We start from the raw sequence: 16,689 nt of genomic DNA, 5'->3' as shown, positions 1-16,689 counted from the left end.
TTCATCGAGTTGAATATTGGTAAGCAAATATACTCGCTTACGCCAATAGATGCCACTTGATGGCCTAAAGCTTGCTAGAGATCTTTACGCAACAGCTGTGTATAATCACGGCCAATTTTGAGAAAACTCCTAAAAGGTATAAAAACATGGTGTCTTTGTTATCTCGTTTAATAGTGATCGCTGCGGTTTCAATAAGTAGTAGCCTAAGCTTCGCCAACAACTTGCCAGACCTAAAAGGTCGCACTATTTTAGCCGTCACGGAAAATGCCTACACGCCACTTAACTTTGTCGACCCAGCCACTGGCGAAGGCATAGGTTGGGAATACGATGCCATGAACGAAATTGGCAAACGCTTAAATGCCAAAATCGAGTGGCATCTAAGCAGCTGGGACACAATGATCCAAGCCGTCAAACAAGGCCAATACGATGTCGGCATGGACGGCATCACCATTAATGAAGAGCGTGCCCAGCAAATTGACTTCACCATTCCTTATATGACGTCTCAACAGTTCATGTTAGTTCGCGCGGATGAAGATCGCTTTAATGATGCCAAATCCTTTGCGGCCAACCCAGATCTTCAGTTTGGCGCGCAAGCTGGTACCACCAACTTTTATGTCGCCGTCTACGATGTGCTTGATGGCGATGAAAGCAACCCACGCATTACCTTATTAGAAACTTTTGGTGCTTCCGTCCAAGCCCTAAAATCTGGCGATGTGGACAGCGTATTAATGGACGCCGCATCGGCTCGTGGTTACATCGGCGCCAATCCGGGTGCGTTTAAAATCGTTGGCGGTCCATTGGGCTCCGAAGACTTTGGTTTTATCCTAACCCCCGGCTCAGACCTTGTTAAACCCATCAATGCCGCCATCGAAAGCATGAAAAAAGACGGCACACTGGATGCGTTGAACAAAAAATGGTTTTTCGACTATAACCAGTAAGCCCAACGTCATCAGCACAGAGTAACGGATCGTCTACTGTTTAGACCGTCCGTTTTTTTATTAATGACGACCAAGGAATGGTCCTGCTATGAATTGATTATGCCCTTTAAAAACACCGTAGAACGCACACCTTGGTGGTTAGTCTCTATCATCATCCTTGCTCTGATTCTATTATGGAACATGGTGGCGGACGAAAGCTACCAACGCATCGCCAGCGCCCTTAGCGAAGGACTATTCACCACCATTGGGGTCACATTTGCGGCTTTTATTTTGGCCAGTTTGCTTGGTTTACTCATTGCACTGGCTGGGTTTTCTCGTCATCGCATACTTCGTGAATTCGCCCGTTTTTATGTGGAAATCTTCCGCGGCATTCCCGTCCTAGTGCTCTTATTCTACATCGCCTTTGTCGGCGCACCGGAAATGGTAAAATTCTATAATTGGGCATTACAAATACCGATTGAAGCGGGCTGGATAGAAAAAGCCACGACAAGAGATTTCTCTCTACTGTGGCGCGCCATTATCGCCCTTGCCATCAGCTACAGCGCCTTCATTGCCGAAGTATTCCGCGCAGGGATTCAAGAAGTTGGCACAGGACAAATAGAAGCCGCAAAAGCATTAGGCTTATCCAACTGGCACCGCTTCCGCCTCATCACCCTACCCCAAGCCATGCGCAAAATCTTACCGCCCCTTGGCAACGACCTCGTCGCCATGATCAAAGACTCCGCACTCGTCTCGGTATTAGGCGTACAAGACATCACCCAACTCGGCAAAGTCTTCAGCTCCTCCACCTTCCAATTCTTCGAAACCTACAACGTCGTCGCCTTCATGTACCTCGTACTCACACTCAGCTTATCGTTATTGATCCGCGCCTTTGAAGCGCATTTGAGACGCAATGATCATCATTGATTAAAACGAGAAAAGCCAACACTAGGTTGGCTTTCGATGAATAACTAAGGGTCATTCTATTTCGTAACGGATACTGACTTCATCATCTTGTCTATTAGCTTCATATTCATACCCCTTAGCTAATTCATCTAGTAATCTAGCTGTTGTGGGATACTTACTTCTAACTTTATCTGCATAGCCTTTATACCGATCAACTAGTACTCTTTCCTGACGACCTCCCTCACTAAATGCTCTTGAAGTCACGCCTCTATTGTTATAAACCCCTGTTGAGAAACCCCGGCGAATGATATCTGAGTCTTGATCTTCAAGCAGTTCACAAACTGAGAAACAAGGCCATATATCTTCTTGTTCATGTGGACACTGTGATATCCACTCTCCAATGATAGTATCAGTTACTGTTTCTCTGTCGTGATCTCGTCCAAGCTTACGTGTCTCTGCAACCCAAGAGTTGAATTGACTCTCATCAATCGTATTATTCTCCAATTGTCCAGGCACACCTTTTATATGATGTAATATTCTCCAGGAAAATTCGGCAAGATTTTCATTCGATATAAAGCCATCATCAGCATTTAACAACTCTCCTTTTATTGGATGAGAATGACGGATTAATTCAAAAAACATTTTCGGGTTAATTAATAGTTCTTTTTTTAAATTAGGTGGAGTGAGTTGCTCAGTATCATATATTGAAAAATAGATAAACTCTAAATAAGCCAGTTCGCTTTGTGAAAAAAAAGTACTCTCTGACACACTCTCAATTGCTTTTCTTACACTGTAAGAATCAGGAAAATCGACACCTTCCTCTACAACCGTCATCATACTTTTCAAGATATTATAAACCAGCTTTGGCTCAGTCTTTATAAAGTCATGTGGAAGCATCGAGAATGCAGAAATATAACGATGATTTTCAATATATTTCAATAAAATCAACTCAAATACATCATCACTTATACCAAATTTAAATTGCACCTTACGCCAGTAGCTATCCTGCACCTCACGATTCTGCCTATCAACAAGTTCAAATGTCTGTTTGATTGGCCGCAAACATGTGAAAAGAGATACTTGTTGATCAATATTCAAACCAAAATCTGCTATTTTTTCTTCTAGTATAGCCAAAAGCCTTACTAAATTTTCATTTTCCACTGCGTTTATGATGCCTGATACAAATGCATCTTTATACTTAGCTCCTTCTTCCAAGAACTGTTCTATTAACAATTGAACTAATGCTTCTTCTGTTAAACCAAGGTCGCATTTTACTAAATGAAAACCTAATAAATGCTGTTCATTGACTAGAGTTCGAAACTCTTTAATACCTGAAACACCGCGTTCAAATACAATATGCTTAATGGCCTCAATTCTACGTTGAGAGAGCAACTCCTCCATAGCACGAAAATCCCTTCTATCTCCTTCCGGTAAATGCCCCCCTAAACCAAATAACCAACGATAGCGAATAAACAAGTCCTCAGGTTGATTCGAAAAATATATTTTCTCCAATTCTTGGAAGCCTTCATCAATTTCATCATTAACTTTTTTTCTTTGCTGAAGATTCAAGAGCGATCTCAATTCCATAAGGGTTATTTCTTTATCTAAATCGTCAAAATCAGCAACACTCCTCACTAAACTAATTAATCTCTGCTTGAACTCACCCTCAAATGCAAAATAATTTTTCAGTAGCTTGGCTATTCGTTTGGGCTTTCCAACTGCTAACTTGAGAATTGTCTCTCCTATCCAAGATAAGTAATGAGGGTAATAAGTTCCTTTTTCCGAATCACTTCCAGCATCATCCTCTCGCCATTTTGGTTTAGCATTCTGCATCCAAAAACCACCCAATGGACTTGGAACCAAAGAAAGTAGAAACGTCCATGAAAAATCAGGATACTTGCGAATAACTTGCTCCAGTATTTCTATTTTTTGTTCTGGAATTGCTAATGTTGCTGCTGACACAGCTCTATAAAAAGACTGCAATGTAGAAAATGGAGAATTTGACCAGTTTGATTGCTTAGGTATTTTATTAAGCTCTATTAATATATAAGTGACTCTAGGTAATTTACTGGCATTCCAAGCAATTACTTCAAGAGACCACAATAGCCCGCTGTACCAACACTGGCCCATTGCTCCAGAACTGGTTGTATTTGTTATCAATGCTGTGACAGATTTGTCTGGACGACGTAAGCTCTTTTCTAAACAATCAAGGTAAACGTCAGGTGATGCCTCTGCCAAACGAGGCAGGTAACTTGAAAGAGACATCCAACGGCTTTCATCGACATCAAATAATAATTCTCTTACTAAATCATCAATACCGCGACTAATCTCTCGACTATTCGAAGAACCTGAATTCTCACCAAATACCTTTAACCTACTTAGAGAATCCAATATTGATTCAATTATTACCCCTGATTCATTTCGTACTTTTTTATAAATAGCTGCCATGAACCTCTGCTCTTCCGGCAGTTCCAGCTGAGGATCATCTAGTTCTAATATTGACTTACAAAGTATAAAAAACTGACAAAATAAAGACGAAGGAATAGTCGGGGTAATTAAATACAATAATTCTATCGGGGATTTAGCTTTCCATATATTACTTATATTTAAAACGGGAGAGTCATCTATATTCACTAACTTCGCTAAAGCATTTTCGATAATACAATAAGGCTTATTAGTAAGTGCTTCAATAAATGCTACATCGCCTTTTTTGTCAGAGCTCCATGCTCCAATTAACATAAGTATCGCTAAGCAATCACTATCATTTTTTTCTATCCAGCCGGGAGTCTTAATTGCTGGGTTATTAGCTTTAATCCTTCTATATACAGACCAAGATCGGCCTGTAGAAGACGTTAATCTCCTAGCATCACTCTCCTCTTCTCCTAGTTCAATCAGTGCTTTTTTAAAGTCATCAGGCTTCAGTCTAGTCACCACGATTCTGTTAGCAGCATTTTCAAAAGGGGTGTGCGGATCACCATGACAAACTGGTTGGATAACTGTCATCCCTTCCCTTGAGCTAGGAGCATATTTTGAGCCATAAGTATCAGAAATACATAATTTAATATTGGGATTGCGGTCAACAAAGCGCCAACCTTCATCTTCGGTGACACATGCCGCATTACTCTGGATTGGATGATCACTTAAAACTGAACAACAAAAAGCAATTGCTTCTTCTCGGCTATCCGCCTCAACTACAATAAGTGGCTTTTGATGTTCTATTAATTCTTTTAGTTTTTCGATTGCAGGTTGTCTTTCAGACGTAATAGCTTGTCTGGATATGGGTGGACTAGAAGCTTTACTCCAAGATACCCAAAATTTACTTAATGATGTAATGCCAAATCCAGTTAGACCCAATATTTCAGCGAATTCGATAGCAACGCTGGGAGTATTCTCAAGCCAAGTTTCTATATCATCCGCATCAATCACTGATACTGTTTGCCATTCGCCTAGAGATGTTTTTTCTTGTTGCCATATCTCCTTCTTATGCCACCGTCTAGGAGAAACAAAAACATAGTGTGTATTTTCTCTTTCTAATTTTGGTAGTTGCTCTACGCGCTTATTGAAATCATCATTCGCTTTTGAAGTGATACCAGAATTACAACCAATTTCCCAAACTGAGTCGCCCTCAGGAACCCAAACACTAGCACTGCTTGATGTAACTTTTCCATCCCAGCCTGGCCGATATATTGAATCTCCCGCAGGCATAGCTAACGCTGTCAGCTGATTCGTTGACGAAATAAGTTTACGAATCAGACGTGGAAGTTCAGCTTGAGCATCGCGAGTATCACCCCACGCCTCAATTTGATTTGCTGTTATCTTCATAACTTAACGACTCCCTCCGCAATACGATTAGATGACTTCCTAACTTCTGGCGCTTGGCGCTTGGCGCTTAACTAGAAGTCCTGATTAATTCTTTTGATACTAAGACGCTTTTCCATTTACCACCACAAAAAAACAACGTGAAGTTAGTTTTTGAATGATGTAGATGGAAACAAGAATAGCCCGCCACCAGCAACCCAAACACTCGAGTGAATAACATTCCGACGAGGTAGGCGGTAGTTTCGAGGAGGAATGTTATTCGGTCGGTGGGAATCAACGCAGTTCGAGTAACAAGAACAACCCCATCCTAGCCTTCCCCTTGAAAGACAAAAGGGGAAGGAACAGAGACGCATCGCCAATAACTCGAACATCATGAGCAAATAACATTCCGACGAGGGAGGCGGTAGTTTCGAGGAAGGAATGTTATTCGCTCTATGATTACAGCAGCTTAGCCATTAAACACTGGGATAATGTCTCTGCCGTATTTGGCGATGATTTCTTCTTCGTCGCCGCTGTCTAGGTAGATGTTGAATTGCGTGGTTCCCGCTGTTTCTAGGTCTTTGATCTTGGCGATATGGTCTTCGACGCTTCCCAATACACAGAAGCTTTTGACGATATCTTCGGTGATAAAATCGAGATATGGGTTGTCGCTTTGGCCGTGTTTTGAATAATCATAACCGCGACGTTTTTCGATGTAATCGGTTAAGCTTTTTGGCACTAAACCTGAATCACTGCCATATTGCTCAACGATGTCTGCTACATGGTTGCCGACCATGGCAGGGAACCATTTGGTGTGTTCGATACAATAATCCATGTCACCAAAATACGCTGGCGCGGCCGCTTGAATTTTGAAGTTGGACATATCACGACCTGCCTCCACTCCAGCGTTAATAGCTTGATCCTTAAACCATTTTACCAAATCTGGATCACCAATTTGTAAAATCAAACCATCACCAACTTCACCAGCGGTAGCCAAGGCTTTCGGGCCATACGCGCCAATCCACACAGGCAATTCATAACCTGTCGCCCAGGGCAATTTAACCGGTTCTGGGCATTCGCCGTATTCCACTTCTTCACCACGCACCATGGCTTTTACCTTGATGGTAAATTCCGCAAGACGCGCCAAGGTCGCAGGTTTTTTGCCCATTACTCGCATGGAAGAATCACCACGACCAAGACCGATGTCGAAACGGCCATTACTTTGATGCGCCAAGCTGGCGTATAAGCTAGCCGACAAAGACCAGTCACGAATATTTGGGTTGGTCACACAAGGGCCAAATCGCATGGTTTTAGTGTGTTCCATACACATCGCCATGGCGACAAACGACTCACGCCACAGGATATGTGAATCGTAAAACCAGCAATAAGTGAAACCCGCCGCTTCCGCCTGACGAACAAGATTTCGTGCGCGATCTGGGCTGACGAAGCCTTTAAACGTAATACCGAATTCCATAATGTGTTCCTCTTGTGATTATGCTTTTTTAATATTTTTAAAAATTAAATCTGTTCTAAATAACTTTCCGCGATGCACTGACCACAGTAGCCATAAACTAGTGTCCATCTGGTGGGCAGATACGCACCCCCGCATGACTAAACGGCACATCTTTCGACATGTTCAATCGAATCAAAATCGGCGTTAGCGCTTCTACGCAGCGAGCACTGTCTGCCAAGCCTGCGTTGTAGGCTTTGGTGCCCATTTTTTCGATCAAATCCATAACGCGTTTTTTCGCTTCAAGGTCATTGCCGCACACCAAGATGTCGCAGTTGATGGCACGCGATAAGTCATTCAAAGTCACTGCAGAGACGTTATGTAAGGCGCCCACCACAGGAATGTCGTCGCCCAATAACAACTGCGCCGATTCCGTTACCGAACCTGCCTCTGGCATCACCACGACTTTTGGATTACCTGGCGCCAATGGCACAACAATGTCGACCAAGGTTTTGCTAACCAGCAATGGCGCTAAGGCAGTTAAGGTGTCGTCATGTCCACTGTAAGGCACCGATAAAATCACCAAGTCGTCTGCGGCTTTGGTGGCGTCTTCCATCGACAATCCCGTAATGTCAGCTTTGCAATCCAGTTCCGCCAACTTAGTGACAAGCTGCTGCGCGGTTTCTGCTGCCTTGGCGGGATCACGAGAACCCAATACCACGCTGATACCAGCCAACGCCAAACGCAAGGCCAGCCCTTTCCCTTGCGGACCGGTTCCGCCAATGATGGCGACTTTATTGCTTACTTCATTTTTCATCGAAAAAGATCCTCGTTGTGAGCACGAATCAGGTCTCGGCTCGAACTGTCGGTTTTTGGCCAAGATAGGCCACGAAAAATAATCACTGGCGATTTAGCCCTTTTCTCCATTAACAACCCAGACGCCGCCGCAACTTCATCGGCAAAGGCCGGCACAGTGACACTCAACGGTCGTCCAAACGCATCCAGCTCACCCAACATGTGAACCACACCCGGCACATTCGCCAAGCCAATCGCCACGTTGGTTTGCCCCAGCCGCCACGGACGACCAAAGGTGTCGCTGATCACCACGCCCAAATCACAGCCAAAATGCGCCTCTAATTTGTGACACAGTAATCGCGCACTTTTGTCTGGGTCTTCAGGCAATAAAATCAGTTGTCCGGGATGATCGGCATTCGATTCATCCACCGCCGCATTGGCGCAGATATAGCCATTTTTATGCTCGGCAATCAGCACGCCCTCTTCTTGTTCAGGCCGTTTCATCGCTCGCACAATTCGGCTTGATTGAGAGAGAATCACCTCGACTTTACGCGGGTCTTTATTGACGGTTTTCGCCAACTCTATCGCCTCTTCACTAGGGGTAATGTCATCTAAATAGGCGAACGCACCTTCGCTTTTCGACACCACTTTTTGCGCGATGACCAGAATATCTCCCGCCAACAAGGTTTGATTTTGAGCACTTAAGGTATCAATAATGATTTGCGCCAAATCATCGCCTTCTCGAAAGTTCGGTAAGCCCATTAGACGAAACATGCTCATAGAATCAGGCATAGTGGTGTTCCTTAACGAACGTCTTCTTCATCAATGACGAACCCGTGCTGCGCCATGCTTTAAAGCGCTCAGGTTGACGGATCACGGCGACTTGCAGGTCTTCGCTCTGATCAATATCCAAGGCAAGATTGCTAAGATGAAGACTGCGACAAGCCAGTCGGTTATTCAGGGCGTTGGCTTGGTGAACCGCGGCAGAATCACAGCCGTATTCAAATTGAATGGCATCCGGTGGTGATGTCAGTAAGGCATTGGTGCCGCCATCTTTGGCAACCGCAATCACCACACTGGCGTCTTTTGCGGCCGACATCAGCGCGACAAATTCCGCAGGATCGAGCATGGCAATATCACTCGGGACAATCAGCATGCTGTCGTAACCCGTCTGTTTTACCCAATCACAGGCAAAATCCAACGCGCCGTTTAAGCCGTTTTCCCCATCATCAAATAAGGTGTTGGCTTCATAAGTCTGAGCAATCGCCAACACATCAAGAGACTCGCTGACCACCAGCACGTCTAACATGGGAAAGTGACGCTGAAAAAACGCTAGGGTGTTTTCAAACAGCGTGAGAGACAAACTTTCACGAGCTGCATCCGACAAGCTACCAACCAATCTTTGTTTGGAACGTTTAGGCGCTTTCATCGGAATCACCACACAAAGCTTGTCCACGAAAAAAGGAACCATTGAAGATGATGTTTTTAAAAAAGAAGTCATTAGGCCGCCCTCTGCTTTTGATGAGACAAAGCAAACTCGACCACTTTCGTGAGTAACGCCGTTTTCTCCTCAGGGGTTTTCATTAAGGTTGGTGTGACTAATACATCCAGACCTTGCGCTTGCAACCACGCGGCGTCTTGCTGATCAAGATCGTCAATCACAATGGCCTGTAAGAATGTGCTGTAACAGTCATAGATGCCTTTTGAATCAACGCTTTTGCCCGCATTTTCAAGCATTTTATCCGCTGGGCCTTTTACTGTTTTTCCACCAATTAAAGGTGAAATGGCAATAATATAAGCACCGCTTTTTTCCACCGCTTGCTGAATGTCCGGTACGGCGAGAATCGCTCCAATGCTAACAATCGGATTACTCGGCGCGATTATAATCAGGTCGCTACTGGCAATTTGCTCTAAGGCTTGAAGCGTTGGTTTGGCTTTTGCGATGCCTTGATACTCGATATCCAGCACGTCAGACTGACAATGTTCACGCACAAAAAACTCTTGGAATGACAACCAACCCTGTGGTGTTTTCACTCGGGTTTGCACTACATCGTTGGTGGGCAACAGGATAGGTATGCTGACGCCATGACGTTTTGCCAAGCGTTCTGTTATTTCACTGGCGCTGACGCCTTGGTGCTTTAAATTCGTTCGGTAAATATGCGTGGCGAGATCCAAATCCCCCAGAGTCATCCAAGTGTCTTGCCCTAAGGCTTTTAGCTCGGTGAGTACTTGATGCGTTTCGTTTTGACGTCCCCAACCTTGCTGACGGTCGATCTGATCGCCCAAGGAATAAATCAGCGTATCGATATCTGGCGAGACCCAAAGACCGTGAAATTCATCGTCGTCAGCAATGTTGCCAATGATCTTGGTCGAGCTGGCGTATGGACTTTTTGCCAAACCTTCGGCGGCTTTCGCACCACCTACACCACCCGCCAATAAGGTAATTTTCAAGTCTGACATCACGCAACCCCTTGAATCGCAATGCGGTTCGCTAATGGTGCTTTGATGCTATTGGCGGCTATTGGGTAATCTTTTACGATGTCATATTTGGTGCTGCGCTGTACCGCATGCAAACCCGCTGCGTGAATATTGGCCACCATGTCTTCTGGGAAGACTTCTTGACCATGCGTTGCCCCAGCCGCGCGGGAAATGCTTTCATTCATTAGGGTGCCGCCCAAATCATTGGCACCGGAACGCAGCATTCTGGCGGCTACATCGGGGCCCATTTTTACCCATGAGGCTTGAATATTATCGATATGACCTTGCAGCATCAGGCGAGCAATGGCGTGCATTTTGAAATGCTCGTCTTGCGTTGGGCCAGGGCGAACCTTGTCTGGGCTGTCCTTGTATAAACGAGTTTCGTAATGGATAAAACCTAACGGCACAAACTCAGTAAAGCCACCGGTTTCCTTTTGAATATCGCGCAATAATTTAAGGTGATTGGCCCAATGGATCGGCTGATCTACATGGCCGTACATAATGGTCGACGTTGTCGGCACGCCAACCGAATGGGCGGCTTTGATAATGCGTACCCACTCTTCTGTAGTAAGTTTATTTTTGGTCAGTTGTTTACGTACTTCGGTATCTAGAATCTCTGCCGCCGTGCCCGGCATAGAACCCAAGCCAAGATGTTTTAACTCGGTCAAAAACGCCTCTGGTTCGAGGCGGCCTTTTTTGCAGCCATACCAAATTTCAAATGGCGAAAAGGCGTGAATATGAATCTCTGGCACACGTTTTTTCACCGCAACAATCAACTCACGGTAATAATCAGGGCCAATATCGGGATGCAATCCGCCCTGAATACAAACTTCTGTCGCGCCGCGATTCCAAGCTTCTTCGGCTCGATCAGCCACTTGCTCAACGGTTAAAAACTCCGCTTCTTTGTCGCCTTTTTCTTTGGCGAAGTTGCAAAATCGGCACCCCATGTAACACACATTGGTAAAGTTGATATTGCGGGTAATCACAAAGGTGCCCACATTCCCGACGCGCTTTTCACGCACTCTGTCAGCCGTATCGAGTACCGCTTGCGCTTCTGCGCCTTGCGTAGCAAACAAAGTACAAGCGTCTTCGACGCTCAGCTCTTCGCCCAATAAAGACTTATGCAAAATTGTTCGAACGGCGTCGCTTACTTGAGCATTGTGTGGCATTAACGAAAATAGGTTCATGCGATGACTCCTCCACTTACTTGAGCTGCATGGCTAACCAGCGACGCGACTCGTTGCGTTAAATTAGGGGTTAGATATTTATTGTCCTGCTGCTGGAAACGGTCATAAATGGTCAAGCGTTCTGCCAGCGAATAGCCCAACCCTTCACAAGCTTGCGCGACACTGCTTATTTGCGGCCAGGCTCTTTCTGGGTTGATAAAATCTTTGGTCAAAGGCGAAATGCCGCCCCAATCGTTGATGCCAGCATTGATGTAACAGCCGTATTCGACTTCCAAATTAGGCGGCGCTTGTATGCTGATGTCATCTGGCAAGATCAAACGGGCAACGGCGATGGTACGCTTCATGTCGTCTAAATTGGGTTCTTGATAGTCGGCCATCGCGGTGCCTGCTTTGGCGCGAAAGTTCTGAATAATGACTTCTTGAATATGTCCATAGGCCAAATGACGATCACGAATGGCGATAAGACTGTGTACTCGGTCTGCCCAGCTTTCACCAATGCCAATCAGAATGCCTGTGGTAAAGGCAATATCAAGGCGACCCGCTTGCTCTATGGTGTCGAGTCGACGTTTGGGAGTTTTATCTGGGCAAGCATAATGAGCTTGGCCTTTCTTAAGTAACGTATTTGACACATTTTCTAGCATCATACCCATGCTAGCCGCGACGGGTTTCAAGCATTTCAGCTCGTCAAAAGACAAAGCGCCTGCGTTAACATGCGGTAATAAGCTGGTATGAGTTAAGACACTTTCACATTGATCATGCAGATAATCTAAGGTGCTGCGATAACCCAAATGAGCCAATAGATCACGGGCTTTTTGATAACGTTCTTCGGGGCGCTCTCCCAAACTAAACAAGGCTTCTTTACAATCGAGTGCTGCGCCCTCGTGCGCGGTTTTTAGCACTTGCTCTGGCGTCATGTAATTGGCGTGAGGTGAATCTGGCGATTGTACAAAGGTGCAATAACCGCAGGTATCACGACACATATTGGTCAAAGGTATGAAGACTTTTTTGGAGTACGTAAGTTGTTTACCCCAAGCGTTATCACGCTTTTTGGCGGCTTCTTGGCAGAGTGCGTACAAGTCTGGCCCAGTCGCAAACTCATAAGATATGGCTTCAGAATCAGAGATCATACTCACTCCACGCGTTGATGATTAGAAGAGATTAAATTAACTTTTTTTACCATTTGGTATAAAAATTAATAGCAATCATTTTGCGTGGAGTAAATTGTTTTTATTAGTGCAAAACCCGCCCCAATAAAGGGCTAGCGCTCTAAAGTTCAGTTAAGTAAAAACTTAACCAAGAGGTTAAGATGATGAAAAGTGGCATTTTTCTGCACATTCTAAATGCACATAAAACACTCAAAAAAACTTAAATGGAGGAGAAAACTCGTCTGAAAATATTTTTAATTATTTTTTTTGGCACCAAGAGCGCGCACAACAAAATCCGTCACCGCTAACTCTGCTCGCTCAAAGTCCGCCTCTTCAAGGCGACTTTTGCCGAGTAAGACTTCCATTTGCACCGAGAAATCCGCGTAAGTTTGGGTGGCCGCCCATATGGTAAAAAACAGATGTTCGGGATCGATTTCTTCAATTAACCCTTTATTTATCCAAGACTTAACCAATACAACATCACGGTCGAACTGAGGCTTTAAATGGCTAATGAGGTACTCTTTTAAGACAGGTGCACCACTGATAATCTCATGGGCAAACACCTTAGAACCATTTGGATACAGTCGAGAAAGCTGCATTTTTTCGCGCACATAACGACGAATAACGGCTTCGGGGGTATCGCCTTGAGCTTCTAAAAAAGAAAGCTTTTCAATCCATATATCGAGCATCTCTTTCAACACGCGTTGGTACAGTAACTCTTTGTTTGGAAAGTAATAAATAAGATTTTGCTTAGAAATATTGGCCGTCGCCGCAATGGCTTCCATAGAAGAACCGCTATAGCCTTTTTCAGCAAAAACGAATTCGGCAGAACGTAATATACGCGACTCTAACTCTTCTCTATTCATTGATTGTTTTGTGCGTTTCACTTTTTTCTCAACCAAAATCCAATCTGCCTTACATCAAAAGATGCTCTTTTTTAAGTCTTATAAGACGCTGTTTTTATTAAATATTATCTTTTAAACAGGCTTTAAAATAACACAGTCAGATGCTTCAAACGAGCCTTTCTCAGCAAAGTTGATTAAAACTTGGCCTACTTATTGCTGACCGGAAAGACAAGTTGTTGATATTTTTTTATCGGCATTTTTTACCTTTTGGTAAAGATATTGGAAACAGAAGTAGGAGCTAGTAATGCAAGACCTTCGTATCAACAAGCAGCGCCTTTGGGACACCTTAATGGAAATGGGCGACATTGGCGGTACAGAAAAAGGCGGTTGTAACCGTCTTGCAGGAACAGACTTAGACAAGCAAGCCCGCGACCTTTTTGTATCTTGGTGCAAAGCCTGCGGCTGTAGCGTTGAAGTCGATAAAATCGGCAATATCTTTGCCCGTCGCGCGGGAACAAACAATGATTTACCGGCTGTCGGCACCGGCAGTCACCTTGATACCCAGCCGACTGGCGGTAAGTTCGACGGAGTCTTTGGTGTGCTTTCTGGTGTTGAAGTACTGCGCACATTACATGAAAACAACATTGAAACCCCCACTGCGATGGAATTTTCCGTTTGGACCAACGAAGAAGGCTCACGTTTTCAGCCTGCGATGCAGGGCTCTGGTACGTATGTGGGTCGCTTCGATTTGGAAACCGAATTAAACAAAACCGACGTCAATGGCATTCGCCTCGGCGACGAGTTAGAGCGCATTGGTTATTTAGGCGAGATGGAATTAGGCAGCCGACACATGGGCGCATTTTTCGAAGCGCACATCGAACAAGGGCCAATTTTAGAGGATGAAGAAAAAGCCATTGGTATAGTTCGACTAGGCCAAGGCATCCGCTGGTACAACATTGAAGTGGTCGGTCGCCCTTCTCACTCTGGCACCACGCCTATGCATCTTCGCAAAGACGCCATGCTCGCAGCGGCGGCTATCGTGACTGAAATGAATGCCATCGCACTGCGCCATGAAAATGGCTTAGGCACGGTAGGCTTTATGCAAGTTTGGCCAAACTCCCGCAACACCATTCCGGGCAATGTGAAATTCAGCGCCGATCTGCGCAACCCTAAGCCGGATGTTTTGCTCACCATGCACGAAGAACTCGTGGCGTTTTGCAAGGAAATCGCCCTCGATCATGGCGTTGAAGTGAACCTTGATCCTTTCTGGTATTTCGCACCTGTCGAGTTTAACGCGTCCGACGACGTAAAAGCCGCCGCAGAAAAGCTCGGTTATAGCCATATGGACATTTACGCAGGTGCAGGACACGACGCTTGCTACATGGCGGATCTGGTGCCAACTGGGATGATATTCACGCCTTGTTTGAATGGCATCAGTCACAACGAAGCGGAATACAGCTCACCAGAAGAATGCGCCGCTGGCGCCAACGTGCTGCTGCACGCCATGCTCGAAGCCAGTGAACGCATCGCCAAAGAGCACCAATAAAGCATATGTATAAGTCATTGAAAGACAAGAGAAGACAACAACGAACCATTGAATGAAATCATCCCCATAATCAGAAAATAGAAAAGGTGGCAATCATGACCAGCAAGTCTGTTAAACAAGGTGAGTTTTATGAGTTGGAGGTTGGTAGCGACCTGCAACAAAGTTCAGCGTATAACGACGATTTAGCGCCAACCAAAGTCAAAGATCGTACATGGAGCAAGTGGCATATTGCCGCGTTATGGGTCGGTATGTCGATTTGTGTACCAACTTATACCTTGGGTGGTGTTCTAACCGCCTACTTCGGCTTGTCGGTGATGGAAGCCTTGTTTACCATTCTTGTGGCTAACATTATCTTGCTGGTGCCACTGACACTAAACGCCTATCCTGGTACAAAATTCGGCATTCCCTTCCCTGTGTTATTACGTTCATCCTTTGGCATGGTTGGCTCTAACATTCCTTGTTTGATTCGTGCCTTGGTTGCGTGTGGCTGGTTTGGAATTCAAACCATGTTTGGCGGCCTAGCGATTCATTTATTCTTATCTGCCGTGTCGGATGGTTGGGCAAGTTTAGGAGGCGTCGGAGAAGTGATCGGCTTCTTCATTTTCTGGGCGCTGAACATGTACGTGGTGATCCGTGGCGCAGAATCGATTAAATGGATGGAAACCTTATCTGCACCCTTGTTATTGATCGTTGCCATTGGCCTGATGTTTTGGGCAAGCGACAAGGTCTCCTTTACTGAACTACTGGCCACACCAGCAAGCCGTCCTGCCGATGCGGGCTTTATGGGGTATTTTCTTGGTGGTCTCACCGCCATGGTGGGCTTCTGGGCCACCTTATCATTGAATATTCCCGATTTTAGCCGCTATGCAAAATCACAAAAAGATCAGGTCATTGGTCAAATCGTTGGCTTACCTATCACTATGTTCTTTTTCGCGGCCTTAGGCGTGGTGCTCACCGCTGCGTCTACTACATTGGTTGGCGAAACGATTTCTGATCCAATCTCTTTGATTGGTAAAATCGACAGCCCATTCTGGGTCGCTGTCGCTATGATCTTGATCGTGATTGCGACACTTTCCACTAACACTGCCGCTAACGTGGTGTCTCCCACTAACGACTTTCAGAACTTAGCCCCAAAACTGATTAATCACACTCGTGGTGCCTTGCTTACAGGCTTCATTGGTATTTTGCTAATGGGCTGGGAATTACTCAAAAAATTAGGTGCCTTGGAATCCGATGTTAGTGTTGAAGGTATGTATTCCAACTGGCTATTGGGGTATTCAAGTTTACTTGGTCCAATCGCCGGCATCATGATTGTCGATTATTTTTTAATCAAACGTCAGCATTTAGATTTGGTCGCATTATACACACCAGACAGCCTTTATCCTGCCTTTAACAACGCAGGGCTGATCGCCTTTGCCGTACCTGTTTTGATTACGCTAGTAGCATTGAATGTACCAACACTGGGCTGGTTTTATAACTACGGCTGGTTCACTGGTGCTTTCACTGGTGCCATCGTGTATTTCATCCTTGCCAACATGCAAACGGCTTCGGCCACTCAAACTGACGCGTTGCCGTCATAACTATCATTCCCTCAGCGGCATCGCTTGATGCCGCTTATATTT

At 45.1% G+C, this 16,689-nt stretch carries 13 protein-coding genes; 4 read left to right on the top strand and 9 right to left on the bottom strand.

The features are described 5' to 3' along the window. The first annotated feature begins 146 nt into the window (after positions 1-146). Together DKT73_RS13670 and DKT73_RS13665 are read left to right on the top strand one after the other, a co-directional pair. The gene (locus DKT73_RS13670; protein WP_111639116.1) at positions 147-938 is read left to right on the top strand and encodes a transporter substrate-binding domain-containing protein; all 792 of its coding nucleotides are present in this window, start codon (positions 147-149) and stop codon (positions 936-938) included. 99 nt (positions 939-1,037) lie between these two features. Beyond that, positions 1,038-1,844, top strand: a complete 807-nt coding sequence (locus tag DKT73_RS13665; protein ID WP_111639115.1) for an amino acid ABC transporter permease — start codon at positions 1,038-1,040, stop codon at positions 1,842-1,844. A gap of 51 nt (positions 1,845-1,895) precedes the next feature. Here the strand turns inward: DKT73_RS13665 and DKT73_RS13660 are convergent, their stop codons facing one another. The 9 genes from DKT73_RS13660 to DKT73_RS13620 form a co-directional block, all read right to left on the bottom strand. After that, complete coding sequence (locus DKT73_RS13660; protein ID WP_111639114.1) at positions 1,896-5,645, bottom strand: hypothetical protein; 3,750 nt, start codon at positions 5,643-5,645, stop codon at positions 1,896-1,898. A gap of 445 nt (positions 5,646-6,090) precedes the next feature. Further along, the gene (locus DKT73_RS13655; RefSeq protein ID WP_111639113.1) at positions 6,091-7,095 is read right to left on the bottom strand and encodes a TIGR03842 family LLM class F420-dependent oxidoreductase; all 1,005 of its coding nucleotides are present in this window, start codon (positions 7,093-7,095) and stop codon (positions 6,091-6,093) included. A 97-nt stretch (positions 7,096-7,192) separates the two neighbouring features. After that, on the bottom strand, positions 7,193-7,888 hold the full coding sequence (gene npdG / locus DKT73_RS13650) for an NADPH-dependent F420 reductase (protein WP_111639112.1): 696 nt from the start codon (positions 7,886-7,888) through the stop codon (positions 7,193-7,195). Beyond that, positions 7,885-8,658: a coenzyme F420-0:L-glutamate ligase gene (gene cofE, locus DKT73_RS13645; RefSeq protein WP_111639111.1), complete on the bottom strand. Its 774-nt coding sequence runs from the start codon at positions 8,656-8,658 to the stop codon at positions 7,885-7,887. Before cofE ends, npdG begins: the two co-directional genes overlap by 4 nt. Next, on the bottom strand, positions 8,651-9,367 hold the full coding sequence (cofC, locus tag DKT73_RS13640; RefSeq protein ID WP_111639110.1) for a 2-phospho-L-lactate guanylyltransferase: 717 nt from the start codon (positions 9,365-9,367) through the stop codon (positions 8,651-8,653). The genes cofE and cofC overlap by 8 nt, the downstream gene beginning before the upstream one ends. Next, positions 9,367-10,326: a 2-phospho-L-lactate transferase gene (cofD, locus tag DKT73_RS13635; RefSeq protein ID WP_111639109.1), complete on the bottom strand. Its 960-nt coding sequence runs from the start codon at positions 10,324-10,326 to the stop codon at positions 9,367-9,369. Before cofD ends, cofC begins: the two co-directional genes overlap by 1 nt. Beyond that, positions 10,326-11,531, bottom strand: a complete 1,206-nt coding sequence (gene cofH / locus DKT73_RS13630) for a 5-amino-6-(D-ribitylamino)uracil--L-tyrosine 4-hydroxyphenyl transferase CofH (RefSeq protein WP_111639108.1) — start codon at positions 11,529-11,531, stop codon at positions 10,326-10,328. The genes cofD and cofH overlap by 1 nt, the downstream gene beginning before the upstream one ends. Then, entirely contained in the window at positions 11,528-12,658 is a 1,131-nt protein-coding gene (gene cofG, locus DKT73_RS13625; protein ID WP_111639107.1) for a 7,8-didemethyl-8-hydroxy-5-deazariboflavin synthase CofG, read from the bottom strand. The genes cofH and cofG overlap by 4 nt, the downstream gene beginning before the upstream one ends. A 272-nt stretch (positions 12,659-12,930) precedes the next feature. Continuing rightward, on the bottom strand, positions 12,931-13,563 hold the full coding sequence (locus DKT73_RS13620) for a TetR family transcriptional regulator C-terminal domain-containing protein (RefSeq protein ID WP_232827881.1): 633 nt from the start codon (positions 13,561-13,563) through the stop codon (positions 12,931-12,933). 262 nt (positions 13,564-13,825) lie between these two features. Between DKT73_RS13620 and DKT73_RS13615 the strand changes: the two genes are divergently transcribed. Both DKT73_RS13615 and DKT73_RS13610 read left to right on the top strand, forming a co-directional pair. Then, on the top strand, positions 13,826-15,067 hold the full coding sequence (locus tag DKT73_RS13615) for a Zn-dependent hydrolase (RefSeq protein ID WP_111639105.1): 1,242 nt from the start codon (positions 13,826-13,828) through the stop codon (positions 15,065-15,067). Between the two features lie 95 nt (positions 15,068-15,162). Beyond that, positions 15,163-16,647: an NCS1 family nucleobase:cation symporter-1 gene (locus DKT73_RS13610; protein WP_198666626.1), complete on the top strand. Its 1,485-nt coding sequence runs from the start codon at positions 15,163-15,165 to the stop codon at positions 16,645-16,647. Positions 16,648-16,689: the final 42 nt, after the last annotated feature.

Origin of the sequence: Marinomonas shanghaiensis (assembly GCF_003259175.1) — a bacterium.
In the GTDB taxonomy this organism is placed as follows: domain Bacteria; phylum Pseudomonadota; class Gammaproteobacteria; order Pseudomonadales; family Marinomonadaceae; genus Marinomonas; species Marinomonas shanghaiensis.
The sequence above is the reverse complement of the archived record's forward strand: the minus strand, read 5'-3'. Positions and strand labels throughout refer to the sequence as shown.